The organism is Streptomyces sp. enrichment culture (assembly GCF_964272855.1).
GTDB lineage: Bacteria > Actinomycetota > Actinomycetes > Streptomycetales > Streptomycetaceae > Streptomyces.
In genome coordinates, this window is the sequence record NZ_OZ186847.1 from 5707514 (window position 1) to 5732207 (window position 24694).

The following is a 24694-nucleotide window of genomic DNA, read 5'->3' on the forward strand; positions in this document are numbered from 1 at the left end:
AGGGTCACGTACTTGTCACATACGTCCCGTCAGTCTCGCGTGCAGCGAGCGGGCGGAGGCGTCGGTGAGGGAGGCGATCTGGTCCACGATCACCCGTTTGCGGGCCCGGTCGTCGGGCGCCTCGTCGAACAGCGTGCGGAACTGGGGGTCCAGGCCGTCCGGCGCGCGGGTGGTGAGGGCATCGGCGAGTTCGGCGACGACGATCCGCTGGTCGGCGCGGAGCCGGGCCTGCTCGGCGCGCTGCATGACGTACCGGTCGGCGACCGCCTTCAGCACCGCGCACTCCATCCGGGTCTCGCGCGGCACGACCAGCTCCGCCCCGTACCGGGTGAGCCGGCCGCCGCAGTACGCGGCGCGGGTGGCGCCCTCGGCGGCGAGGCAGAAACGGCCGATGAGCTGGCTGGTCGCGTCCTTCAGCCGGGCCTGGGCGATGGCTGTGCCGTCGTAGCCGTGCGGCCACCACTCCTGGTCCTGGAGCCGGTCCAGGGCGGCGGCGAGCTCGGCGGGGTCGGTGCCGGCGGGGACGTAGCGGCCGACGGCGACGCGGAAGATCTCCTGGCGTTCCGGGTCGGCGTGCAGCAGGTTGGGGTCGATGTGCCCGGCGTGCAGGCCGTCCTCCACGTCGTGCACGGAGTACGCCACGTCGTCGGACCAGTCCATGACCTGGGCTTCGAAGCAGGTGCGGGTGTCCGGGGCGTCCTTGCGGGCCCAGTCGAACACCGGGCGGTCGTCCTCGTAGACGCCGAACTTGGGGGAGCCCGGGTCGGTGGGGTGGGCGCCGCGCGGCCACGGGTACTTGGTGGCGGCGTCCAGCGCGGCGCGGGTCAGGTTGAGGCCGACGGAGCCCTCCGGGGTGAACCGTTTGGGTTCGATGCGGGTGAGGAGCCGCAGGGACTGGGCGTTGCCCTCGAAGCCGCCGCAGTCCTCGGCGAACTCGTTGAGGGCCTGTTCGCCGTTGTGGCCGAAGGGGGGATGGCCGAGGTCGTGGGAGAGGCAGGCGGCCTCGACGAGGTCGGGGTCGCAGCCGAGGGCCGCGCCCAGCTCCCGGCCGACCTGCGCGCACTCCAAAGAGTGGGTGAGCCGGGTGCGGGGGCTGGGATCCCAGGCGTGGCTCGTCGTGCCGGGGGTCACGACCTGGGTCTTGCCGGCGAGTCTTCTCAGCGCGGCGGAGTGGAGGACGCGGGCGCGGTCGCGTTGGAAGGCGGTGCGGCCGGGGCGCTTGTCGGGTTCGGGGGCCCAACGCTCGGTCGCGGACTCCGGGTACGCGGGGGGTTCGGTGCCTTCCATGTCTCGACAGTAAGCGTTCGATGCGTCTGCCGGGTCGGTGTCGTGCCGCGGGTGCGGGTGGTCTGTGGTTGGTTGCGCCCACGCGGCGGAGCCGCACACCGAGACGTCCCCCAGGGGACGTCTCGCCGATCATGCCGGGCTCGCGGCGCCTGGCACCGCGCCTCGCCGCGTTGTCGTCACTCCCCGATTCCCCCAAGCTCTCGGCTCCGCTCGAGCAGGGGGCACCCCCATCGCATCGACTCCCTCCTCCGCCTTGCGATGCACGGCACCAGACGCCGCTCCCTGATCCGGCCTGATCGGCGAGACACCCCCTAGGGAGCTACAGCCAGGGCCCGCTTCATCGTGACCGGCATCGCCATCGCCTCTTCGTAGCGGTGCAGCAGCAGTTCCGCCATCAACGGGTGTGCGCCCAGGGGGTCCGACGCCAGGTCCGGTGCCGCCTTCGCGCACTCCGTCGCGAAGCGGCCCGGGGCCGTGAAGCAGGAGGCGACCGCGATGCGGTGGCGGCCGCGTGCCCGCAGGGAGCGGACGGCCGACTCCACCGTGGGGGTCGCCGCGGAGGCGTACGCGGGGACGACCGGGACGCCGAGCCGCGCGGCGAGGAGGGCGGCCGTGCGGCCGGTGTCGGTCGCGGACTCGGGGTCGCGGGAGCCGGCCGCGGCCAGTACGACCGCGCTGCCGCGGCGCTCGGCCGCCGTCCTCGGGGGGTGCCAGCCGGCCTCGGTGAGGCGGGTGTGGAGGGTGGCGGCGAGCAGCGGGTGCGGGCCGAGCGGGGCGGCGACGCGGGTGCGGGCCGGGTGGGCGGCGGCCATCTCGGGGATGTCCTGCTTGACGTGGTAGCCGCGGCTCAGCAGGAGCGGGACCAGGACGGCCTCGCGGTCGCCGAGGGCGGCGAGGGTGTCGGGGAGCAGGGGCGCGTTCAGCTCGATGTGGCCGAGGTGGACCGGCAGGCCGGGGCGCAGCACGCGGACCCGGTCGAGGAGGGCTCGGACGGTGGCGAGGGCGCGCGGGTCGCGGCTGCCGTGGGCCACGACGACGAGCGCGGGCCGGCCGGAGGCGGGGCTGAGCTGGCTGTCCATGCGTCGAGGGTGACGGCAGGACGTTGCCGAGCCGTTGCGTGGGCGTCACGGGCGTTTTCCGTGGGTTCACCAAGGGGGCCCGGGGGTGTGTGAGGGGTATGCAACCGGGGCGCCGCACACCACGTCCCTGTCGGTATGAAGATCGTACGACCTCGTCTCCCTCGTACCCGGGCCGGCCGCCGGCGGCTGGTGCAGGCCGTGATGGCGGGGTGCGTGCTGGCGCTGCTGCCGTCGACCTGGATGTACGTCTCCACGAGCGACCGGCTGCGGACCACGGCCGACGCGCCGCGCACCGAGGTCGCCGTGGTCTTCGGGGCGGGCCTGTGGAACGGGGAGCCGTCGCCGTACCTCGCGCACCGGCTGGACGCGGCGGCCGAGCTGTACCGGGCGGGCCGGATCGAGGTGGTGCTGGTCACCGGTGACAACAGCCGGGAGGACTACGACGAGCCGGACGCGATGCGCTCCTACCTCACCCGGCAGGGCGTCCCGGACACGCGGATCGTCAGCGACTACGCCGGCTTCGACACCTGGGACTCCTGCGTCCGCGCCAAGAAGATCTTCGGCGTGGACGAGGCGGTCCTGATCAGCCAGGACTTCCACATCCGGCGCGCGGTGGCGTTGTGCCGGGCGGCGGGGGTGGAGTCGTACGGCGTCGGCGTCGCCGACCGGCGGGACGCGACCTGGGTGTACGGCGGAATCCGGGAGGTCTTCGCGAGCGGCAAGGCGGCGCTGGACGCGGTGCTCGAACCCGACCCCCGGTTCCTCGGGCCGCAAGAGCCCGGCGTGGAGCGGGCGCTCGCCGCCGGCCGGTAGGAGCCCGGGTGGCCTCACGGCGGGCCACGGGCGGCGGGGAGGTCGGCTTCCCGGTCGTGTAACAGGGAGCCGTCATGGCGCGTAACACGAGCGAAGCACCCTGAAGGGCATGGACAGCACCTCGACGCCCACCCACTGCCCGTACTGCGCCCTGCAGTGCGGGATGAACCTGTCGCCCTCGCCGGACGGGGGCGTCGAGGTGCTGGAGCGCACCGACTTCCCGGTGAACCGCGGGGCGCTGTGCGGCAAGGGCCGTACGGCGCCCGCGCTGCTCTCCTCCCGGGTGCGGCTGACCTCCCCGCTGGTGCGGGAGGGGGACACGCTGGTGCCCGCCTCCTGGGACGAGGCCCTGGACCGGATCGCCGGCGCGCTGCGCCGCACCCGCGCGGAGCACGGCCCGGACGCGCTCGGCGTGTTCGGCGGCGGCGGGCTGACCAACGAGAAGGCGTACTTGCTCGGCAAGTTCGCCCGGGTCGTGCTCGGCACCTCACAGATCGACTACAACGGCCGGTTCTGCATGTCGTCCGCGGCGGCCGGGGGCATGAAGGCGTTCGGCCTGGACCGCGGGCTGCCGTTCCCGCTGGAGGACATACCGAGGACGGGCTGCGTGATCCTGGTCGGCTCGAACCTCGCCGAGACCATGCCGCCGTCGCTGCGCTACCTCACCGAGCTGAAGGAGAACGGCGGCACCCTGATCGTCGTCGACCCGCGCCGCACGAAGACCGCCGAACAGGCCGATCTGCACCTCGCGCCCCGGCCCGGCACCGACCTCGCGCTCGCGCTGGGCCTGCTGCACCTGGTGGTCGCCGAGGGCCGCACCGACGAGGAGTACATCCGCGAGCGGACCAGCGGCTGGGAGGACACGCGGGCCGCGGCCATGGCGCACTGGCCGGAGTACGTGGAACGGATCACGGGGGTGTCCGTCCCCGAACTGCGGGAGGCCGTGCGGATGTTCTGCGAGCCGGAGTCCGCGATGGTGCTCACCGCGCGCGGACCCGAGCAGCAGGCCAAGGGCACCGACACGGTCGGCGCGTGGATCAACCTGTGCCTGGCGACCGGCCGCGCGGGACGCCCGTACAGCGGTTACGGCTGTCTCACCGGGCAGGGCAACGGGCAGGGCGGGCGCGAGCACGGCCAGAAGGCCGACCAGCTGCCCGGCTACCGCAAACTGGACGACCCGGCGGCGCGGCGGCATGTCGCCGAGGTGTGGGGCGTGGACCCGGACTCGCTGCCGGGGCCGGGGCGCAGCGCGTACGAGCTGCTGGACGCGCTCGGCACGGACATCCGGACGCTGCTGCTGATGGGCTCCAACCCGGTGGTGTCGGCGCCGCGCGCCGCGCACGTCGAGGAGCGGATCAAGTCCCTCGGCTTCCTGGCGGTCTGCGACGTCGTGCTGTCGGAGACGGCGGAGCTGGCGGACGTGGTGCTGCCGGTGACGCAGTGGGCCGAGGAGACCGGCACGACGACCAACCTGGAGGGCAGGGTGCTGCTGCGCCGGCAGGCGATCACCCCGCCCGAGGGCGTCCGCAGCGACCTGGAGGTCATGCACGAGCTGGCCGCGCGGCTCGGCGTGGAGAAGGGCTTCCCGACCGACCCGGAAGAGGTCTTCGAGGAGCTGCGCCGGGCCAGCGCGGGCGGGCCCGCGGACTACTCCGGCATCACCTACCGCAGGCTCGCGGAGGAGAACGGCGTGTTCTGGCCGTGTCCCGCGCCCGAGCCGGCGCTCGACGACCGGGGTGCCGCGGACCCCGAGGACGCCTCGTTCGACGTGCCCGCGGACGACCCGGTGGGGGACGAGGAGACGGCGGCCGGGGCGCACCCCGGCACGCCCCGGCTGTTCCTCGACCGGTTCGCCACGCCGGACGGCCGGGCCCGGTTCGTGCCGGTGACGCACCGGGCGGTCGCCGAGGAACCCGACGACGAGTACCCGGTGCTGCTGACCACCGGCCGGGTGGTCGCCCAGTACCAGTCCGGTGCCCAGACCCGGCGGGTCGACGAGCTGAACGCCGCGGCGCCCGGCCCGTTCGTCGAGCTGCACCCGAGGCTGGCGGCCCGGTTGGGCGCGGCCGAGGGCGATCCCGTGGCGGTCGTCTCCCGGCGCGGCCGGGCCGTGGCACCGGCCAGGATCACCCACGCCATCCGCCCCGACACCGTGTTCATGCCGTTCCACTGGCCGGGCGAGGGCCGCGCCAACACCCTCACCAACCCGGCGCTGGACCCGACGTCGCGGATGCCGGAGTTCAAGGCGTGCGCGGTGCGGCTGGAGGCGGTGGAGTCCGGGAATTGACCCGGGTTTCCGGTACGGGAATGCACCCGTCGGCGGGTCTGTCCGGTTCGTAGATTCGACGCATGACGACCTACCAGGTACCCCAGCGCATGAACTTCGCCGCCGTCGCCCCGAAGGTGTTCAAGGCGGTCCTCGACCTGCACGCGGCCGCCGTGGAGGGCATCGACCCGGTGACGGTCGAGCTGGTGCAGATCCGGGCCTCCCAGCTAAACCACTGCGCGTACTGCCTCGACTACCACACCACCGACGCCCGCAAGGCCGGCGAGTCGGAGGACCGCATCCACCAGCTGTCGGCCTGGCGGGAGTCCAGCCTGTACACGGTCGAGGAGCGCGCGGCCCTGGCCCTGACGGAGGCCGTCACGCTGCTGCCCGGCGGGGTGTCGGACGAGGTGTACGAGGAGGCGGCCCGGCACTTCGACGAGGCGGCACTGGCCCAGCTGATCGCCCTGATCTTCACGGTGAACACGTGGAACCGCATGAACGTGACGACGCGGAAGACGCCGGGGACCGCCTGAGCCGGGGCCGTCCGGCGGGCCCTACGGCGGCGAGGTGCGCCGCGTCAGCCAGTCGCCGCTCCCGATGAGCCGGCCCCCGGCGCGCAAACGGGCGGCGACCGGCGGCGCGGCGAGGTACACCCAGGCCCGTACGGACGATCCGTCGGCGGTGCGGACGACATCGCGGGCGACCCGCTCGTAGAGGTTGCGCGGATCACCCGGCGTCTCGCACTCCTCCAACCGGTCGAGCGCGCCGAGCAGTTCGTCGTACGTCTCCGGCCGCGCGGTGACCAGCTCGCCGCGCACCTCCCGGCCGCCGGGCTCCTCGACGGCGTACGGGTAGCCGGGGCCGTCGTAGAGGACGGCACCGGTGAGGCGGCCGGGTTCCTCGGCGCGGGTGCGGCCGCGCAGGAAGAGGTCGTGGTTGGGTTCGCCGGGGCGGAGGGTGCCGTAGACGAAGAAGGGGAGTTGGAAACGGGACGGCACAGAACTCACAGATGTGATTCTCTCCCCTCACACACCTGCACGTCTTCACCCTGGTCATGGCATGTCCACGCCCCCTTGAATCTTGGTCACCCTCAGCGTGACCAGTTCAAGGAGACCCATGAGCCGGATACGGCCCTACGCCCTGGCCGCCACGACCGCCGCCGCACTGCTGGCCGCCACGCTCACCCCCGTCGCGGGGGCGGCCGACCGGCCCACCCGGGCCGCGGCACTCGAGAACGCCGCCGCCATCCTCGCCGACCGGGGTGGAAGCCTCGGGCTCGGCGCCGGGCAGCGGACCACGGTCCGGGACGTCGTCGTCGACGCCGACGGCACCCAGCACATCCGCTACGACCGCACTTACCGCGGACTCCCCGTCCTGGGCGGCGACTTCGTCCTCCACGTGGCACCGGACGGCGGCTACCGGGGCGCCGACCGGGCGACCCGGGCCGCCGTCTCCCTGCCGGACGTGACGCCGGTGCTGACCGCCCCGAAGGCCGCCGACGTGGCCGCGAACGCGCTGCGGGCCCTGCACCTGGGCGAGACCCTCAAGCGCCTGACGGCCGAGCCGCAGCTGGTCGTAGACGCCCTGCACGGGGCGCCCAGGCTGGCCTGGCGGACGGAGGCGGCGGCACTCGACGCGCGGGGCAACCCGGTCGCGCGGACGCTGCTGACGGACGCGCGGACCGGAGCGCGGATCGACGCGTGGGACACCCTGGAGTCGGCGTCGGAGCCTGCGCCGGCGTCCGGGGACGGCCGGTCGCTGTACGGCGGCACGGTCCCGCTGCGCACCACGCCGGACGGAACCTCGTACGCCCTGAAGGACCCCACCCGCGGCGGCACCTACACCGGCGACGCCGCGAACAAGGTCGACCTGTGCCTGCTCGGCACCATCTGCCTCACCCGCGCCCCCGCCACCGTCCTCACCGACGCCGACAACCACTGGGGCGACGGCACGAGTGCCGACCGCGCCTCGGCGGCGGTGGACGCGCAGTACGGCACCGACGTCACCTGGGACTACTTCAAGGACGTCCACGCCCGCGACGGCATCGCGGGCGACGGCAAGGGCTCGTACAACCGGGTGCACTACGGCAACCGCTACAACAACGCCTTCTGGGACGACACCTGCTTCTGCATGACGTACGGCGACGGTGACGGGACGACGTTCGGGCCGCTCGTCTCCCTGGACGTCGCCGGCCACGAGATGAGCCACGGCGTCACCTCCGCCACCGCGAACCTGACGTACACCGGCGAGTCCGGCGGCCTGAACGAGGCCACCTCCGATGTCTTCGGCACCCTGGTGGAGTTCCACGCGGCCAACCCCGCCGACCCGGGCGACTGGCTGATCGGCGAGAAGGTCGTGCGCACCGGCTTCGGCCGGAGCGCCCTGCGCCACATGGACCGCCCGTCGAAGGACGGCGCCTCGCCCGACTGCTGGAGCCCGGCGGTCGCCGACCTCGACGTCCACTACTCCTCCGGCATCGGCAACCACTTCGCCTACCTGCTGGCCGAGGGCAGCGGCGCGAAGACGATCAACGGCGTCGCCCACGACTCCCCGACCTGCGACGGCACTTCGCTGACCGGCATCGGCCGGGACAAGCTCGGCGCGATCTGGTACCGGGCGCTGACGGTCTACATGACGTCCTCCACGACCTACGCCGGCGCCCGCACGGCCACCCTGAACGCCGCCCGCGACCTGTACGGCGCGGACAGCGCGGAGCACCGGGCGGTGGGGGCTGCCTGGAGCGCGGTGGGCGTGAACTGACGTACCGGGGAACCTGCGGCGCCCGGGCCCTGACCTAGGCGCCGTAGGGGCGCTTCTCCTTCGCCTCCCGCAAGGCCCGCCCCCACCACACCAGTTGGTCGAGCATCGTCCTCGCCGCCGCGTTCGGGCCCGTGGGGTCCTTCAGGTGGCCGTCGGGGGTGAAGGCGGAGCCGGCGTTGTGGAAGGAGACGGTGTCGCGGACCGTGACGGTGTGGAGCTCGGCGAAGACCTGGCGGAGGTGTTCGGTGGCGCGCAGGCCGCCGGAGATGCCGCCGTAGGAGACGAGGGCGACGGGCTTGGCGCGCCACTCGGCGGTGTGCCAGTCGATGAGGTTCTTCAGGGCGGCGGGGTAGGAGTGGTTGTACTCGGGGGTGACCACGACGAACGCCTCCGCCGAGGCCAGCTTCGGGGTGATCCGGGCGAGGGCCGCGGTCGCCTCGGGGGTGGGGGAGAGGGTGGTCGGCAGCGGGGTCTCCGCCACGTCGAGGATCCGGCCCGTCAGGCCGGCGTGCTCGGCGACGCGGCCGAGGAGCCAGTCGGCGACGACCGGGCCGAAGCGGCCGTGGCGGTCGCTGCCGATGATGACGGTGACGTCGAGCGGGCGGCCGGACCCGGACCCGGAGGCGGTCGCGGACGTGGGCGTGATGAGCTGTGTCGTCATGACGGTCAGGCTCCGACCTCAAGCGTCGTTGAGGTCAAGTCCGGCGCCCCGTCCGCCCCGGTCACCCGTTCATCCCTTCCCCCTGCATCCTTCGGGTCCTCTTCCGCCGCGCGTCGGTGACCTGCTGAAACGCACCCGGGGGTGGTGGTGTCCGGTCGCGTCCCGGCACCCGTTCACCGTATTTCTGACGATCCCTCAGGAAGCGCGCCCGCCCCGCTGCCACTTACCTCGGAAGGGCAGGGCACCGACCAGCTCCACTCGATCGATGGGGGACACCGATGCGACGTATCGCCCGGCTGCTGACCGGTACCGCGCTCGCCGTCGCCGCCGCGGGCCTGTCCGCCGCGCCCGCGTTCGGTGACGACGGCGACCTGGAGGTGTACCCCAGCTCCGTGGTGCCCGGCGGATCCGTCAGTGTGAGCACGGCGGCGTGCGGCGACGACGGGGCCACCTCGGGCGACGCCAGCGCGGTCGGCGCCGGGCACTTCACCCTGGCGCCCAGCACGGACGACGGCAAGGCGATCGGCCAGTTCCGGGTGCCGCCGAGCGCGCAGCCGGGGACGTACGAGATCGTCGCGCGGTGCTCCGACGGCGACCGGGAGATCCGGGGCGACCTGGAGGTCACGCTGACCTCGGCCGACCCGGTGTACCCCAAGGGGAGTGTGAAGACGGGGGTCGGGGGCGCGCTGGGCCCCGATCCCGTGCAGACCGCGGCCGGTGTGGCGGCTCTCGCCGTCGCCGCCGCGGGCGGTACCTGGCTCCTGCATCGCCGGGCGAGAGGCGACGGGTTCTGACGGACACCCTCCGCTGTCCGTCCGCCGGTACCGCACGCCCCTCCCCTCCGGGTCCGACGCCCCTCGCGGCCCGGAGGGGCCCGGGGACCCCCACACCGTCCACCCGGCCCCAGGGAGGCCCACATGCGCAGGTACGGCAACACCGTCATAGCCGCCGTCACCCTCGTCGCCCTGTGCTCGGGTGCCTGGCTGCTGCGCAGCGGCGCCGAGCGGCACCCCCCGCCGCAGCCCTCCGCCGCCGAGGCGCACGCCGACCCGGCCGCCGGGCGGTCCGCGGCGCCGGCGCTGCCGCCGTCCCCGCCGGACCGGATCCGCATCCCCGTAATCCGGGTGGACGCCCCGCTGACCGGCCTGGGGCTGACCCCGACGGGCAGCCTCGAGGTGCCGCCGTCGCAGGAGAAGAACCTCGCCGGCTGGTACGAGGCCGGGACCACGCCCGGGGAACGCGGCACCGCGATCGTCGCCGGACACGTCGACAACGCCGACGGGCCCGCCGTCTTCTACGGCCTCGGCGCCCTCAGACGCGGCAGCACCGTCGAGGTGGACCGGCGGGACGGCTCGGTCGCGGTGTTCACGGTGGACGCCGTCGAGGTGTACCGGGCGCGGGACTTCCCGGACGAGAAGGTCTACGGCGCCGCCCGCCGGCCCGAGCTGCGGGTGATCACCTGCGGCGGGGGATACTCGCCGAGCACCGGGTACCAGGCCAACGTGGTGGTCTTCGCCCACCTGACCGGCAGCCGCTGACCCCGTTCACGACACCGGCTGCGGCGTCTGCCCCAGCACGTTCGCCTTGCCCCACGCGCCGAGCGGCTCCAGTGCCTCGTTGAGCGCGACGCCTCGCGGCGTCAGCGAGTACTCCACCCGCGGCGGCACCTGAGCGTACTCCTCCCGGTGCACGATGCCGTCCGCCTCCAGTTCCCGCAGATGCGCGGCGAGCACCTTCTCCGTGACACCGGGCAGCGCGCGGCGCAGCTCCCCGAAGCGGTACGGCCGCAGGCTCAGCTCCCAGAGGATGAGCACCTTCCACTTCCCGCCGATCACATCCATCGCCGCGTCGACCCCGCAGACGTACGACCCGGCCCGCCGTCCGATCGTCATGCCCGACACCCGCCCCTCCTGCTGCCTGGACCCTTCCCCGGGGGTAACCACCCACTCGAAAGTGCGTACTTGAGCAGGCAGTTCACCCTCCACGAGGCTAAACGCCATGACCGACAACAACCCTTCCCCCGCCTCCCGCACGCCCCTCACCCTGCTGGGCACCGGCGCCATGGGCACCGCGCTGGCCCGCGCCTGGCTGGCCGCCGGGCATCCCGTGACCGTCTGGAACCGTACGGCAGCCCGCGCCGAGGCCCTGGCCGCCGAGGGCGCGACCGTCGCCGCGAGCGCCGCCGAGGCGGTGGCCTCGAACCGGCTGGTGATCGTCTGCCTGCTGGACGACGCCTCGGTCGGCGAGGCGCTTCAGGACGCCGGCCTGTCCGGCCGGGACGTGGTGAACCTGACCACGGGCACGCCCGGCGAGGGCCGCTCACGCGCCGCCTGGGCGCAGGCGCGGGGCGCTCGTTTCCTGGACGCGGGCATCATGGCCGTACCGCCGATGATCGGTCACCGCGAGTCCGGACCGTACGTGTTCTACAGCGGGTCGGCCGAGCTGTTCGAGGAGCACCGCGCCACCCTCGCCGTCCCGGCGGACGTCCGCTACGTCGGCGCCGACCCGGGCTTCGCCGCGCTGCACGACGTGGCGCTGCTGAGCGGGATGTACGGCATGTTCGCCGGGATCTCGCACGCCTTCGCGCTGATCCGCCGGGAGGACATCGCGCCCGGGGACTTCGCCCCGCTGCTGGAGGGCTGGCTGAACGCCATGGCCGGCGCGGTGCACGAGACGGCCGACAAGCTGACTACCGGCGACTACACGAAGAACGTGGTGTCCAACCTGGCCATGCAGGTGCGGGCCGGTCAGCGGACCCTGCTGCGCACGGCGGACGAGCAGGGCGTCAGCGCGGAGCTGCTGCTGCCGTTCCTGGACCTGATGAAGCGCCGGCTGGACGCCGGGCACGGCGACGAGGACACCACGGGCGTGATCGACCTGCTCGCCGTGCCCGGCGCTACGGCCTGACCGCGAGCAACGGCGGCTGGCTGACGCCGTCGGGGTTGACCACGACCCAGGTGTCGCCCGCCTTCAACAGCTGTGCGCTGCTCTGGATCAGGCTGCCGGCCTCGCGGATCGTCGTGCCGTCGCTCTCGCCCCGCCGCTCGCCGTCGGCGGCGTCGAACGTCCACAGCCGCTGGTTGGCGCCGAGCACCGCCAGCTCGCCGTCGCCCGCGGGCGCCAGGGCGACCACGGGGATGTCCAGGTCGGCGTGCCACATGCGCTGCCCGTCGCGCAGCGAGTAGGCCACGACCCGCTCGGCCGAGTCGGCGCCGGGCTCGGTGGCGGCGATGACCAGCGTCCCGTCGTGCACCAGGGCGGTCAGGGCGGGGCGGGCGAGGAAGCCCTCGCCGTAGGACGCCTGGTCGATCTCCAGGTCCTCCTGGTCGGCGGTGAGGGGAATCCGGACCGGGTCGCCGCCGTCCCCGTAGGCGAGCACGGCGGCCACGCCCCGCTCGTCCTCCTCCGTCAGCAGCAGGGTGAACGGCTCCGCGGCGACCACCAGGGCCCCGACCACCTCGGTCTCGACGGGCAGCTGCTGCCGGGCCGTCTCCTTGCCGGTGGCGTTGTCCAGGGTGACCAGCCACGCGGACCGGAAGTCGAGGAACGTCTCGCAGTTGACGACGACACGGGTGGTGCCGCCGGCCGCTGACGCCACCTTCGGCTGGCACTTCACCTCGTCGTCGGCGGGCTTGAAGTTCTTCGGCTCGGTCAGCTTGGTGGTCCAGCGCGGGGTCCCGTCGGCGAGCCCGTACCCGCGCACGGCGCCGTCGGCGAGGGCGACCGCCGTGCCTTTGTCGGCGGCGAGCAGTCCGTCGCTGGCCGAGGTGAAGAGGGAGACCCCGTCGAGGTCGCGCGCCCACACCTTGCGGCCGTCGCGCACGTCGACACCCCACAGCGTGTCACAGGGCTTGTCGTGCCGGCCGAAGGCGACCAGCCCGATGCCGTCGACGACGGTGTCGCTCATCCCGCACACCGACTCCCGCGCCGGTGCCCGCAGCACCCAGCGGCGGTCGCCGTCCCGGGAGTCGTAGGCGATCAGTGCGTCACCGCGGGCGCGGACGACGGTCTTCGCGTCGTCGCCCACGGCCCAGGCGCCGAGTCCGCGTACGGTCGCGGGCCGGTCCGGTACGGCCTTCCAGGCGACGTCGAGCACCGGCCCGCGCATCCACAGATAGCCCTGCCAGCCGGGCCACTGCACGAGCAGGGCGCCGGCCAGGAGCAGTCCGGTGGGCAGCGCCCACCCGCGGCGGCCGAACGCGGCGATGGCGCCGATGGTCCCGAAGGCCCCGACGAAGGTGAAGAGGAAGCCCAGCATGATGGTCGGCGTGGTGCCGTCCGGGCAGGGGCTGTACCGGCCGCCGCAGGAGTTCCCGGGTATGGAGGACCACCCCAGGTAGTGGTACTCCACCGCGAGGCCGAGGGCCGCTCCCGCCAGGACGACCAGCCCGCCCGTCAGCCAGACCCGGTTCCCGCGCGGTCTGTTGTCCTCGACCACGTTGCCCACCCCTTGTTCCGCTCTCCGGCGCTCCCCAGCGCCACCGCCCCACTCATGGTGCGGCGCCGGAGCATAACCCGCCGGAGTCGATCACGTCAGCGATATCGAGCGCCTCTTCGATTCAGGCCGTCCACTGCTCGTACGCCAGCTTCGCCACCAGCGTGAACACCATCACGAGCAGCACGGTCCGGACGAACCCGCTGCCCTTCTTCAGCGCGGTGTGCGCGCCGAGCGTGCCACCGGCGGGATTGAACAACGCCATCAGCCCGGCCGGCTGCCACAGCACCGCGCCCTGCCAGACGCATCGCCGGTGCGCCCGCGATGGGGGTACCCCCTGTTCGAGCGCAGCCGAGAACTTGGGGGAGCAGCAGTTGACGATCTTCGCGGTCGCGGAGGCGGTCACCAGGTCGAGGTGGAGCACGGCGGTGAGGGCGAGCACGAGGAAGGTGCCGGTGCCGGGTCCGACGAGGCCGTCGTAGAAGCCGATGCCGAGGCCGGCGAGGCCGATCGCGGCGAGCACACGTCGGCGGGTGACCGGGCCGGGCGCTGGAGCGGTGCCGAAGGAGGGCCTGAGGATCACGAAGGCGGCGACCCCGAGCAGCACCACCAGGATCACCGGCTTGAGCACCTCCGTGCTCATCCCGGCGGCGAGGACGGCCCCGCCCGACGCCCCGGCGAGCGCCGCGAGCCCGATGCGTACGGCTGTCGGGACGTCCACCGGCGCCCGGCGGGCGTAGGTCACCGCGGCCCCGGAAGTGCCTACGATCGCGACCGCCTTGTTGGTGCCCAGCGCGTCCACTGCCGGCGTGCCCGCCGGCAGCCCCGGCAGCAGCAACAGCCCGCCACCGCCCACCACGGCGTCGATCCATCCGGCCGCGAGAGCGGCGAGACAGAGCAGGGACCGTGAGGCCGCCGACCTCACAGCGCCCTCGCTCGCCGCCCGCCAACCCTCACACCCGCCCCCGGCCCCCGCTGAGGGCAGAGTTCCCCGCGCGAAACAGACGTGATGCGACCGGGTAACACCCGCACCGCACGCTCATGAGCATGACCTCGAATACGCGTGTGGTGGTGATCGGCGCCGGCCTCGCGGGCGTACGGCTCGCCCGGCGGCTCGGAGAGCTCGGCACGCCCGCGCTGCTGATCGGCGAGGAGGAGCACCGGCCGTACAACCGGGTGCTGCTCGCCGAAGTGCTGGCCGGACGCTACAGCCCCGACGTGATCGCCCTCCCGGCGCCCGCCGAGCTGACGCGTACCCAGGTGACCGGGATCGACCGCGCCGGCCGCACCCTGCGCTGCGCCGACGGCACGGAGATCGCATACGACACGCTGGTCCTGGCCACCGGCTCCAACCCGGTGCTGCCGCCGCTGCGCGGACTGTTCACCCCCGACCACGAACTCCCCGAGGGCGTCCACGCCTTCCGCACCATGGACGACTGCCTCGGCCTGTCCAAGGCGGTCCGGCCGGGCGTGCGCGCGGTCGTCATCGGCGGCGGACTGCTCGGAGTGTCCGCGGCACGCGCCCTCGCCATGCGCGGCGCGCAGGTCGTGCTCGCCCAGCAGTCCGAGCGGCTGATGGAGCGCCAGCTCGACCCGGCCGCGTCCAAGCTGGTCCGGCGCCATCTGACCGACCTCGGCGTCGAGGTGCACACCGACCTGCGGGTGCGGGACGTCCGGGTGGTCGGCGGCGCGGTCCGCTCGGTGGAGATGGCCGACGGATACGCCCTCGACGCCGACCTCGTCGTCCTCGCCTGCGGGGTCCACCCGCGCGCCGGCCTCGCCAAGGCCGCCGGGCTCGCCGTGCACAAGGGCGTCCTCGTCGACGACCGACTGCGCACCTCCGACCCGCACATCCACGCGATCGGGGACTGCGCCCAGCACGACGGGAACGTGTACGGCCTCGCCGCACCCGCCCTCGAACAGGCCGACGTACTGGCCGCACTGCTCACCGGGAACGACACCGCCCGCTACACCGGCACCCGTTCCCTCACCCGCCTCACCCTCGCCGGTCAGGCCCCCTTCGACCTCGCCGCCTTCGGCGAGACGGAACCCCGCCCCGGCGACGACGTCGTGCAGCTCACCGACGCCACCCGCGGCACCTACCGCAAGGTCGTCGTCCGCGACGACCGCCTGGTCGGCGGGGTCCTCGTCGGCGAACTCGGCACCGTCGGCGCGCTGGCGCGCGCCTGGGAGGGAGCAGAGCCGCTCCCGTCGGACGGCGGCCCCCTGCTCCACCTGCTCACCAATGATGGAGGCTCCTGATGTCGGACACCCCCACGATCGTGCTCGTCGGCCACGGCATGGTCGGTCAGCGCTTCCTCGAAGCGCTGGCCGAGCGCGGCCTGACCGCCACGCACCGCGTGGTCGTGCTCTGTGAGGAGCCGCGTCCCGCGTACGACCGCGTCCACCTCACCTCGTACTTCTCCGGCACCTCGGCCGAGGAACTCTCCATGACCGACATGGAGTTCATCGACAAGCACGGCATCGAGCTGTACGTCGGCGACCCGGCCGAGACCGTCGACCGCGACGCACGCAAGGTCACCGCCCGCTCCGGCCTGGTCGTCGACTACGACGTCCTCGTCCTGGCCACCGGCTCCTTCCCGTTCGTGCCGCCGGTCCCCGGCAAGGACGCCGAGGGCTGCTTCGTCTACCGCACGATCGAGGACCTGCTCGCCATCGAGGAGTACGCGAAGACGGCGAAGACCGGTGCCGTCGTCGGCGGCGGCCTGCTCGGCCTGGAGGCCGCGGGCGCCCTGAAGGGCCTGGGCGTCGAGGCGCACATCGTCGAGTTCGCGCCGCGCCTGATGCCGGTGCAGGTCGACGACGGCGGCGGCGCGGCCCTGCTGCGCACCATCGAGGACATGGGCCTGTCCGTGCACACCGGAGTGGGCACGCAGGAGATCGTGACCGACGCCGCGGGCGCCGTCACCGGCATGAAGCTGTCCGACGGCTCCGAACTCGCCACCGACATGGTGATCTTCTCCGCCGGTGTCCGTCCCCGCGACCAGCTGGCCCGCGACTGCGGCCTCCAGGTCGGCGAGCGCGGCGGCATCAGCGTCGACGAGCAGTGCCGCACGGTCACCGACCCGCACGTCTTCGCGATCGGCGAGTGCGCGCTGGCGGCGGACGGCCGGGTGTACGGCCTGGTCGCCCCGGGCTACGAGCAGGCCGAGACGGCCGCCGCGACGATCGCGGCGGACGAGGCGTCCTTCACCGGCGCCGACCTGTCCACGAAGCTGAAGCTGCTCGGCGTGGACGTCGCCTCCTTCGGCGACGCGCACGGCACCGCCGAGGACTGCCTCGACGTCGTCTACTCCGACTCCCGCGCGGGCCTCTACAAGAAGCTGGTCATCGCCCGCGACGGCACCCTGCTCGGCGGCATCCTGGTCGGCGACGCGGAGGCGTACGGCACCCTGCGCGCCTTCACCGGCTCGGTCCCGCCCATCTCCCCGGAGCAGCTGGTCCTCCCGGCCGGCGCGGGCGCCCCCACCCAGCTCGGCCCGTCCGCGCTGCCCGACGAGGCGATCATCTGCTCCTGCCACAACGTGTCCAAGGGCACGATCCGCGGCGCGGTCACCGACCACCAGTGCACCACCGTGCCCGAGGTCAAGAAGTGCACCAAGGCCGGCACCGGCTGCGGCTCCTGCATCAAGGTTCTCGGCCAGCTGGTCACCGCCGAGCTGGAGGCGAGCGGCGTCGAGGTCGACAAGGGCCTGTGCGGCTGCTTCTCGCAGACCCGCGAGGAGCTGTACGAGATCGTCCTCGCCCTGCGCATCACCTCCTACCAGGACCTCCTGGACCGCCACGGCCGCGAGAACGCGCGCGGCGGCGACGGCTGCGAGGTCTGCAAGCCGGCGGTGGCCTCGATCATCGCCTCCCTCGCACCGACCATCGGCGCCGACGGCTACGTCCTCGACGGCGAGCAGGCCGCGCTCCAGGACACCAACGACCACTTCCTGGCCAACCTCCAGAAGAACGGGTCGTACTCCGTCGTCCCTCGCATCCCCGGCGGTGAGATCGCCCCGGAGAAACTGATCGTGATCGGCGAGATCGCCCGCGACTTCGGCCTCTACACGAAGATCACCGGCGGCCAGCGGATCGACATGTTCGGAGCGCGCGTCGAACAGCTCCCGCTGATCTGGGCCCGGCTGGTCGACGCCGGCTTCGAGTCCGGCCACGCCTACGGCAAGTCGCTGCGCACCGTGAAGTCCTGCGTCGGCTCGACCTGGTGCCGCTACGGCGTCCAGGACTCCGTGCGCATGGCCATCGACCTGGAGCTGCGCTACCGGGGCCTGCGCTCCCCGCACAAGCTGAAGTCGGCGGTGTCCGGCTGCGCCCGCGAGTGCGCGGAGGCCCAGTCGAAGGACTTCGGCGTGATCGCCACCTCGAACGGCTGGAACCTCTACGTCGGCGGCAACGGCGGCGCCACCCCGCGCCACGCGGACCTGCTCGCTCAGGACCTCAGCGACGCCGAACTGATCCGCCTGATCGACCGGTTCCTGATGTTCTACATCCGTACCGCCGACCGGCTGGAGCGCACCAGCACCTGGCTGGACCGCATCCCCGGCGGCCTGGACCACGTACGCGACGTGGTCGTCCACGACTCCCTCGGCATCTGCGACGAGCTGGAGGGCCTGATGGCGGCCCACGTCTCCCACTACCGCGACGAATGGGCCGAGACCATCAACGACCCCGAGAAGCTCGCCCGGTTCGTGTCCTTCATCAACGCGCCCGACACACCCGACCCGGTGGTCGGCTTCGTCCCCGAGCGCGACCAGATGAAGCCGGACCTGCCGCTGCTGTCGATCGGCCTGCGCCCCACCGGCGAAGACGTTCTGGAAGGAAGCGCCCAGCGATGACCCTGGCACCCGAGACGACCGACCTGAAGGTCCAGCTGCGGCTGGCGGACGACGAATGGTTCACGGTCTGCGACCTGAACCGCCTGCTGCCCGGCCGCGGCGTGGCGGCCCTGCTGCCCGACGGCCGCCAGGTGGCCCTGTTCCGCGACCGCAGGGGCCAGGTGTACGCCGTCGACAACCGCGACCCGTTCACCGGCGCGGCGGTCCTCTCCCGCGGCCTCACCGGCACCCACGGGGACCGGCCCTTCGTCGCCTCGCCCCTGCTCAAGCAGCGGTTCGACCTGCTGTCCGGGCAGTGCCTGGACGACGAGACCGTACGTGTGACGGCGTACGAGGTGCGGGCGGCCTGACCGGCCCGTACCAGGTACGGGCGGCGGGCGGCCTCACCGGCCGCCTCCGCCGCCCCCTGACCGCCACCGTTCACCGGCCTGCCCTGGCCTGCCCTGCCCCGGCCCGGTGAACGGTGGCGGACCGGTGTCCGGGGCTCACCCCCCGGCCTGGCCCCGCTCCTCGCCCCGCTCGGTGAAGAGCGTCAGCTGGAGGTCTCCCGGCGCCTCCAGCCGGGAGTTCAGCGAGTTCCAGGGCGTGCGGGTCGGCTCGGCGATCACCTCCGCCCCGGCGGCGGCCAGCCGGTCCGTGGCCGCCACGGAATCGTCCACCTGGAACGCGACCCTGATGTGCCCGGCCACCCCGCGCCGCCCGACCTCGACCTCGTCGATGAACTCCGCGTGGTTCGGATCGGTGATCTCCAGCGTCGCCCGCCCGGCCTCCAGGATCGTCACCCTGCCGTCGGGCGAGCTGAACGCCGCGCGCTCCGGCAGTCCGAGGACGTCACGGTAGAAGCGCAGGGCGGCGTCGTAGTCCTCGGCGGTGACGACGAGACGCAGCTCGCGGACGGCGGGGGCGTCGGACATCGGGGCTCCTCGGTGATCGGGATGCGGTACGGCCACTGACCGCCCATCAACTCCCCGCCGGGCCAGGCCATTCCCGCAGCGAGTCCCGCGTGGGGACGCTCGTGTCCAGGTGGAACCACTCGGCGTTCGGACCCGGCCCGACGGAGACGGGCTCCTCGGCCGGGCCCTGCGGCGCCGCCGCGAGGTCCGGCAGCAGAAGCTCCACCCGCACCCCGGCCCCCCGCTGCTGGGCCGTGAACTCCTCGACCTGCGTGCGGCAGGCGTGGTCCAGGTGGGTCACGCCGAGCAGGTCCAGCCGGATCCGCGGCAGGCCGGCCGCCGCCGCGGCCTCCAGCGCCTCGATCAGCCGCGGCAGCCGCAGGAACGTCGCGTTGCCGGTGACCACGACCCGCGCGGTGTCGTCCGCGACGTCCTGCCGTACGACGGCCCGGGACATCCGCAGCGCGGCGAGCACCACCCCGGCGGCGAGCCCGACGACCACGCCCTCCAGCAGCGCGGTCGCGGTGATCGCGAGGGTGGTGAGGGTCATCACCGCGAACTCGCCCCGGTCCTGGCGCCACATCTTGGGGAACTCGTGCGGCGCGAGCAGCTTCCACCCGCTGTGCACCAGCACCCCGGCGAGCACCGAGATCGGCACCAGCGCCAGCACCTGGGGCAGCAGCAGCGCGAACGCGAGCAGCCACACGCCGTGCAGGATGCGGGAGATCCGGGTCCGCGCCCCGGCCTGGACGTTCGCCGAACTGCGGGCGACGACGGCGGTGATGGGCAGCGCGCCCAGCACGCCCGCGACCGTGTTCCCCGCGCCCTGCGCGATGAGTTCGGTGTTGTAGCGGGTGCGCGGGCCGGTGTGCATACGGTCCACGGCGGCCGCGGTGAACAGGCTCTCCGCGGAGGCGATCACCGTGAACGTGAGGATCGCGGTGAGGACCCCGGCGTCGGCGAGCCCCGCGAACTGCTCCGCTCCGGGCGTGTTCACGGCGTCGGCGAGGTCGCCGACCTGGAGCGTCCTGATGTCCACGCCGGGCAGGGCCGCGACGGCGATGCCGATCCCGACGGCGACGAGCGCGGCCGGGAACCTGCGCACCGGCGCCGGGACCTTCGGCCAGACGAAACTCAGCGCGACGGTGACGGCCCCCAGCCCCGCGGCGATCGCCGCCTGCCGGTCCGAGACGGTGTCGGCGACCAGCCCCGGCACACCGGCGATGTTCTCGAAGGGCACACCGGGCGCCTTCGCGTCGGCCATCGGGTACAGCTGGCTGAACATCAGCGGCAGTCCGATGCCCGCGAGCATGCCCTGGACCACGGCGAGAGAGATCGCCTGGAACATCCGCCCCAGCCGCACCACCCCGAGCACGATCTGCAGGATCCCGGAGAACAGCACGATCACGCCGAGCATGGCGACCCCGTGCTCGGTCACCGTGTCCGCGACCAGCGCGGCCAGCCCCGCCGCCGGCCCGCTCACCTGGAGCGTGCTGCCGCGCACGGCTCCGACCACCAGCCCGCCGACGACACCGGAGATGATCCCCAGCTCGGCGGGCACGCCGGAGGCGACGGCGATGCCGATGCACAGGGGCAGGGCGACCAGGAAGACGACGAGGGACGCGCTGATCTCGGTGGCGAGGTCGACGCCGGCCGCGGGGCTCTTCCCGGCGCGGGACTTGCCGGAGCCGCCCTTCTTCGTCCCGTCCTTCTTGGCCCCGTCCTTCTTCGAGCCGAGCTTCCTGGCGGGCGTGGCCCTGCGCGCATGGGCCCCGCTCATGAGGCGTGCACCCGGAACCGCCCGTCGTCGCCCAGCTCGTGGACGATCCCGGTGTCGATCTCGTAGTACCAGCCGTGCAGCCGCAGCCGCCCCTCCTCCACCAGCCGCCGGACGACGGGGTAGTCCCGGAGCACCGCCAGCTGGTTGCGCACGTTGGCCTGGACGACCTCGGCCAGCGCCGCGCCCTCCTTCACCACGGGCGCCAGCCCGTCCCGCACCTGGTCGAGCCAGGCGTCCACCAGGGGAAGCCGCGACAGATCGGCCCCGTCCCGCACCGCGCCCATCGCCCCGCAGTGGGAATGGCCACACACCACCACGTTCTGAACGCCGAGCACGTCCAGCGCGTACTCGATGGTGGCGGCCGCGCCGCCGGCGGACCCCTGCCTGCCGTATGCCGGCACGATGTTGCCCGCATTCCGCAGCTCGAATATCTCGCCGGGCCGGGCGCCGGTGATCAGCGCGGGAATCACCCGCGAGTCGGAACAGGAAATGAACAGGGCCTCGGGAAATTGCCCGACGGCCAGTTTTCGGTATGCGTCGCTCTCGAAGCCGACGCGCCGTCCGAACGATCGGGCGCGATCCAGCAACGCCTTCATCATGCCTCCCTGGCATTCGATTCCGACAAGGCATCGAGAACGTAGGGGGCGGCAGACCAGAGAAAGGTTAAGCGAAGACCAAGCCGGCGGAATACAAGCGGTTTCTGAGGCTCATTTCACAACACCCGGATCCGGGAACCGAATCGACACTTTCTCTTGTAGCGTGTCGAACCCCCGGTCCCCCTTTCCTTTGGAGAGAAAAAACGCCATGGGCGTACACGTACTGCTCATCGAGGACGACGAGACGATCGCCGAACCGCTCGCCGAAGGACTGCGGCAGTACGGCCTGACGGTGCATCGCGTGGCCACGGGCGAGGAAGGCCTGAGGGGCCCCTACGGCGACGTCGTGATCCTCGACCTGGGCCTGCCCGACATGGACGGCATCGACGTCTGCCGCGCCATCCGCGAGACCTCCGACGTCCCCGTCGTCATCCTCAGCGCGCGCGGCGAGGAGGCCGACCGGGTGCTGGGCCTCGAACTGGGCGCCGACGACTACCTGGCGAAGCCGTTCAGCGTACGGGAGCTGGTCGCCCGTATCCGCGCGGTGCACCGCAGGAGCAGCCGGCAGCAGTCGTACGACAGCGAGCCCAGCGCCCCGAGCGTACCGGGGCCCCTGGTCGTGGACCGCCGCACCCGCCAGGTCTGGGTGGGCGAGGCGCCGGTCGCCCTCACCCCCAAGGAGTTCGACCTGCTGGCCCTGCTCTCCGAGGACGCCGGAGCGGTCTACTCACGGCAGCAGATCCTGGACCGCGTCTGGGACGAGCACTACGAGGGGCCGACGAAGACCCTCGACGTCCATGTGGCCACCCTGCGCCGCAAACTCGGCGACCCGGCGTGGATCCAGACCCTGCGCGGCGTCGGTTTCCGCCTGGCGGTCCGCCCGCGGCAGGACGCCGCGGTGAGCGACACGGCGTCATGACCCGCCGTCTGCTGTGGGGTCACCTGTGCGCCGCGGCGGCCGGATGGGCCCTGGCGCGGACGCCCGAGAACGGCACGCCTGCCCTGCTCACCCTGACCCTCGCCCTCACCGCCGCGTCGGCGGTCGCGCTGGCCCGCTGGGCGGCGAGACCCCTGCACGCCGTGGCGGAGGCCTCCCACCGCACCGCCGCCCACCTGGAGGACCTGCTGACCTCGCAGCGTGCCTTCGCCGGCGAGGCGTCCCACCAGCTGAAGACCCCGCTCGCGGCGCTGCGCCTGCGACTGGAGAACCTGGAGCCGGCCCTGTCCCCGCAGGCCCGCCGGACCCTGACCTCCGCGGTCACCGAGACGGACCGGCTGGCCCGCATGGTCGAGGCGCTGCTGGCCATGGCCCGCCTGGAGGAACAGGGGTCGGCCCCGGCCCCGGTGGACGTGGGCGCGATCTGCGTGGAACGCCACAGCGCGTGGCATCCCCTGTTCGCCCGCGAGGGCGTCTCCCTCGTCCTCTTCGCCGGCAGCGTGGGCCCGGTCCTCGCGCTCCCCGGCGCGGTGGAGCAGATCCTGGACAACCTCCTGTCCAACGCGTTACGCGCTTCCCCGGCCGGCAGTACCGTCACCATCGAACTCCGGCTGCACACCCCCACCCGCCGGCCCCTCCGCGACAGCCGCCCCTGCTGGGTCGACCTCCACGTCACCGACGAGGGCCCCGGCATGACCCCCGCCCAGCGCAGCCACGCCTTCACCCGCTTCTGGCGAGCCCCCGACGCCCCGAAGGGCGGCACCGGCCTGGGCCTGTCCCTGGTCCAGCGCCTGGCACGGGCGAGCGGCGGCGACGTGGCCCTGCGGGCGGCCACGACGGGCGGGGTGGACGCGGTGGTACGGCTGCCGTCGGCAGAGCCACCACACGACCCGCCCGCCGGCTCGACGCCCTGCCGCACGCTGCAGGCGAGGCGTTGAGCCGCGCGAACGACCAGCGGACGAGCAGGTGGGACCCGATGAGAGGCCATCGAGTCCCACCGTCTCGCATGTGGCGCGGTCAGGTGCGGAACGGACCCGTCACCTCGTACGTGATCCCGCCGGACGAGCTGCCCGACGTACCGCGCTGGCTGGAGAAGTACAGGCGGCGGCCGTCGGGGGAGAACGCCGGGCCGGTGATCTCCGAGCCGGACTGGCCGTCGATGCGGAGGAAGGGCGCGATGACGTCGTCGGGAGTGATGACGCAGATCTCCATGTTGCCGCCGTCCTCGGCGACGAACAGGTCGCCCGAGGAGGAGCCGGTGATGTTGTCGACGCCGGTGAGGGGGGCGGTGCCGGAGACGAGCGAGTCGTCGTAGGCCAGCTCGTAGGTGTTGTCGGTGAGGTTGAGCTGCCAGACCCGGTTGTCGCCCTTGGTGGTGAACCAGACCGTGTCGTTCGCGTAGTGGCAGCCCTCGCCGCCGTTGAAGGACTTCGACCCGGAGACCTGGGTGCGGGTGGTCGTCGGGGAGCCGTCCGGGTCGGGGATGTCGGCCCAGGTGAACGAGCCGGAGGTGGCGCTGCCGGCGACCAGGACCTGGAGGGTGCCGGAGGAGAGGTCGCCCCAGGTGCCGGGGATGAAGCGGTAGAAGCGGCCGTTGGTCTCGTCCTCGGTCAGGTAGATCACCCTGCGGACCGGGTCGGCGGCCGCCGCCTCGTGCTTGAAGCGGCCCATCGCGTCACGGCGGATCGCCGCCTTCACGCCCCACGGGTCGGTCTCGTAGACGTAGCCGAGGGACACCTCCTCGCAGGACAGCCAGGTGTTCCACGGGGTCTTGCCGCCCGCGCAGTTGGTGCGGGTGTTGGACAGGATGCGGTACGCGCCGGTGATCGCGCCGGTGGACGAGAACTTCACCGCGCTCGCGCCGCCGCCGGGGCTGATCTCCGAGTTGGAGACGTAGATCCAGCCGCTGCCGTCGGCGTAGCAGGCGCCGCCGTCGGGGGCGTTGTGCCAGGTGTAGGAGGTGCCGGTGACCGTCTGCCCGGAACGGGCGATGACCCGGCTGGTGAAACCGTTGGGAAGTCTGATGCCGTTGGCGTCCGGGCTGCCCAGGGCGCCGTAGGGGCCGGTGCCGGGCTGAGCGGGGGCCGCGTAGGCGGCGCCGCGCCACAGGGTTCCGCCGAGCGCGGCGGAGGAGCCGCCGATGAGGGCCGCACGCAGAAGGCTACGACGTTCCACTCTCACTCCAGGAGTGCCGTGTCCGCCCCGCCGCCGGTCGGCGGCGGGGTCACGCGATCCGGGACCCTAGGGGAGCGGGGTGGACGCGCCGTGGCCGTGCCGTAACGACGCGACGTATACGGGGAGTTGGCGGAGGACGGGAACCGGCCC

General features: G+C 73.1%; 22 protein-coding genes and 1 pseudogene. 12 read left to right on the top strand and 11 right to left on the bottom strand.

What is annotated here, in order from left to right:
• Window positions 1–15 precede the first annotated feature (15 nt).
• Together ACSU6L_RS25150 and ACSU6L_RS25155 are read right to left on the bottom strand one after the other, a co-directional pair.
• Window positions 16–1287, bottom strand: a complete 1272-nt coding sequence (locus tag ACSU6L_RS25150) for a deoxyguanosinetriphosphate triphosphohydrolase (RefSeq protein ID WP_437060256.1) — start codon at window positions 1285–1287, stop codon at window positions 16–18.
• 311 nt (window positions 1288–1598) lie between these two features.
• Window positions 1599–2366, bottom strand: coding sequence for a sirohydrochlorin chelatase (locus ACSU6L_RS25155; protein ID WP_437060258.1), 768 nt, complete (start codon window positions 2364–2366; stop codon window positions 1599–1601).
• A 135-nt stretch (window positions 2367–2501) separates the two neighbouring features.
• Between ACSU6L_RS25155 and ACSU6L_RS25160 the strand changes: the two genes are divergently transcribed.
• From ACSU6L_RS25160 to ACSU6L_RS25170, 3 genes are all read left to right on the top strand, one after another.
• Window positions 2502–3179, top strand: a complete 678-nt coding sequence (locus ACSU6L_RS25160) for a SanA/YdcF family protein (RefSeq protein WP_437060260.1) — start codon at window positions 2502–2504, stop codon at window positions 3177–3179.
• A 109-nt stretch (window positions 3180–3288) separates the two neighbouring features.
• Entirely contained in the window at window positions 3289–5466 is a 2178-nt protein-coding gene (locus tag ACSU6L_RS25165; protein ID WP_437060262.1) for a molybdopterin oxidoreductase family protein, read from the top strand.
• A 62-nt stretch (window positions 5467–5528) separates the two neighbouring features.
• Complete coding sequence (locus ACSU6L_RS25170; RefSeq protein ID WP_437060264.1) at window positions 5529–5981, top strand: carboxymuconolactone decarboxylase family protein; 453 nt, start codon at window positions 5529–5531, stop codon at window positions 5979–5981.
• Between the two features lie 21 nt (window positions 5982–6002).
• Here ACSU6L_RS25170 and ACSU6L_RS25175 read toward each other — a convergent pair whose 3' ends face one another.
• Complete coding sequence (locus ACSU6L_RS25175; protein ID WP_437060266.1) at window positions 6003–6455, bottom strand: gamma-glutamylcyclotransferase family protein; 453 nt, start codon at window positions 6453–6455, stop codon at window positions 6003–6005.
• A 109-nt stretch (window positions 6456–6564) separates the two neighbouring features.
• Between ACSU6L_RS25175 and ACSU6L_RS25180 the strand changes: the two genes are divergently transcribed.
• Window positions 6565–8208: a M4 family metallopeptidase gene (locus ACSU6L_RS25180; protein ID WP_437060268.1), complete on the top strand. Its 1644-nt coding sequence runs from the start codon at window positions 6565–6567 to the stop codon at window positions 8206–8208.
• Between the two features lie 34 nt (window positions 8209–8242).
• On the opposite strand, the gene ACSU6L_RS25185 is transcribed toward ACSU6L_RS25180, so the two are convergent.
• Window positions 8243–8869 carry an NADPH-dependent FMN reductase gene (locus ACSU6L_RS25185; protein ID WP_437060270.1) on the bottom strand — a complete coding sequence of 209 codons (627 nt, stop codon included), beginning with the start codon at window positions 8867–8869 and terminating at the stop codon, window positions 8243–8245.
• A 278-nt stretch (window positions 8870–9147) separates the two neighbouring features.
• On the opposite strand from ACSU6L_RS25185, the gene ACSU6L_RS25190 reads away from it, so the two are divergent.
• The gene (locus tag ACSU6L_RS25190; protein ID WP_437060272.1) at window positions 9148–9663 is read left to right on the top strand and encodes a hypothetical protein; all 516 of its coding nucleotides are present in this window, start codon (window positions 9148–9150) and stop codon (window positions 9661–9663) included.
• A gap of 123 nt (window positions 9664–9786) precedes the next feature.
• The gene (locus ACSU6L_RS25195) at window positions 9787–10407 is read left to right on the top strand and encodes a class F sortase (RefSeq protein ID WP_437060274.1); all 621 of its coding nucleotides are present in this window, start codon (window positions 9787–9789) and stop codon (window positions 10405–10407) included.
• 6 nt (window positions 10408–10413) lie between these two features.
• On the opposite strand, the gene ACSU6L_RS25200 is transcribed toward ACSU6L_RS25195, so the two are convergent.
• Window positions 10414–10761 carry a winged helix-turn-helix transcriptional regulator gene (locus ACSU6L_RS25200; protein ID WP_437060276.1) on the bottom strand — a complete coding sequence of 116 codons (348 nt, stop codon included), beginning with the start codon at window positions 10759–10761 and terminating at the stop codon, window positions 10414–10416.
• Window positions 10762–10867: 106 nt separating this feature from the next.
• On the opposite strand from ACSU6L_RS25200, the gene ACSU6L_RS25205 reads away from it, so the two are divergent.
• The gene (locus ACSU6L_RS25205; RefSeq protein ID WP_437060278.1) at window positions 10868–11776 is read left to right on the top strand and encodes an NAD(P)-dependent oxidoreductase; all 909 of its coding nucleotides are present in this window, start codon (window positions 10868–10870) and stop codon (window positions 11774–11776) included.
• Here ACSU6L_RS25205 and ACSU6L_RS25210 read toward each other — a convergent pair.
• Window positions 11766–13307 (bottom strand): outer membrane protein assembly factor BamB family protein, encoded by a 1542-nt coding sequence (locus ACSU6L_RS25210; protein ID WP_437060280.1) that lies wholly within the window; start codon window positions 13305–13307, stop codon window positions 11766–11768. The two genes, ACSU6L_RS25205 and ACSU6L_RS25210, sit on opposite strands and share 11 nt — an antisense overlap.
• 121 nt (window positions 13308–13428) lie before the next feature.
• Window positions 13429–14229, bottom strand: a complete 801-nt coding sequence (locus ACSU6L_RS25215) for a sulfite exporter TauE/SafE family protein (protein ID WP_437060282.1) — start codon at window positions 14227–14229, stop codon at window positions 13429–13431.
• Between the two features lie 122 nt (window positions 14230–14351).
• Here ACSU6L_RS25215 and ACSU6L_RS25220 point away from each other — a divergent pair, with 122 nt between their 5' ends.
• From ACSU6L_RS25220 to nirD, 3 genes are read left to right on the top strand one after another with little or no spacing between them, the layout of a single operon-like run.
• Entirely contained in the window at window positions 14352–15566 is a 1215-nt protein-coding gene (locus ACSU6L_RS25220) for an NAD(P)/FAD-dependent oxidoreductase (protein ID WP_437060284.1), read from the top strand.
• Window positions 15566–18163, top strand: coding sequence for a nitrite reductase large subunit NirB (gene nirB / locus ACSU6L_RS25225; protein WP_437060286.1), 2598 nt, complete (start codon window positions 15566–15568; stop codon window positions 18161–18163). The genes ACSU6L_RS25220 and nirB overlap by 1 nt, the downstream gene beginning before the upstream one ends.
• Window positions 18160–18513: a nitrite reductase small subunit NirD gene (nirD, locus tag ACSU6L_RS25230; RefSeq protein ID WP_073938681.1), complete on the top strand. Its 354-nt coding sequence runs from the start codon at window positions 18160–18162 to the stop codon at window positions 18511–18513. Before nirB ends, nirD begins: the two co-directional genes overlap by 4 nt.
• 135 nt (window positions 18514–18648) lie before the next feature.
• Here the strand turns inward: nirD and ACSU6L_RS25235 are convergent, their stop codons facing one another.
• Genes ACSU6L_RS25235 through ACSU6L_RS25245 form a run of 3 tightly spaced genes read right to left on the bottom strand, consistent with a single transcriptional unit; the run spans window position 18649 to window position 21432 of the window.
• Window positions 18649–19077: a VOC family protein gene (locus ACSU6L_RS25235; RefSeq protein WP_437060288.1), complete on the bottom strand. Its 429-nt coding sequence runs from the start codon at window positions 19075–19077 to the stop codon at window positions 18649–18651.
• Window positions 19078–19123: 46 nt separating this feature from the next.
• Window positions 19124–20836 (bottom strand): SulP family inorganic anion transporter, encoded by a 1713-nt coding sequence (locus tag ACSU6L_RS25240; RefSeq protein ID WP_437060290.1) that lies wholly within the window; start codon window positions 20834–20836, stop codon window positions 19124–19126.
• Window positions 20833–21432 carry a carbonic anhydrase gene (locus ACSU6L_RS25245; RefSeq protein ID WP_437065047.1) on the bottom strand — a complete coding sequence of 200 codons (600 nt, stop codon included), beginning with the start codon at window positions 21430–21432 and terminating at the stop codon, window positions 20833–20835. Before ACSU6L_RS25245 ends, ACSU6L_RS25240 begins: the two co-directional genes overlap by 4 nt.
• Window positions 21433–21640: 208 nt before the next feature.
• Between ACSU6L_RS25245 and ACSU6L_RS25250 the strand changes: the two genes are divergently transcribed.
• Together ACSU6L_RS25250 and ACSU6L_RS25255 are read left to right on the top strand one after the other, a co-directional pair.
• Window positions 21641–22351 carry a response regulator transcription factor gene (locus ACSU6L_RS25250; RefSeq protein ID WP_437060292.1) on the top strand — a complete coding sequence of 237 codons (711 nt, stop codon included), beginning with the start codon at window positions 21641–21643 and terminating at the stop codon, window positions 22349–22351.
• Window positions 22352–22455: 104 nt separating this feature from the next.
• Window positions 22456–23307 (top strand): annotated as a pseudogene (locus ACSU6L_RS25255) (sensor histidine kinase); the annotation flags it as partial.
• Window positions 23308–23386: 79 nt separating this feature from the next.
• Here ACSU6L_RS25255 and ACSU6L_RS25260 read toward each other — a convergent pair.
• Complete coding sequence (locus tag ACSU6L_RS25260) at window positions 23387–24544, bottom strand: alkaline phosphatase PhoX (protein ID WP_437060294.1); 1158 nt, start codon at window positions 24542–24544, stop codon at window positions 23387–23389.
• Window positions 24545–24694 lie beyond the last annotated feature (150 nt).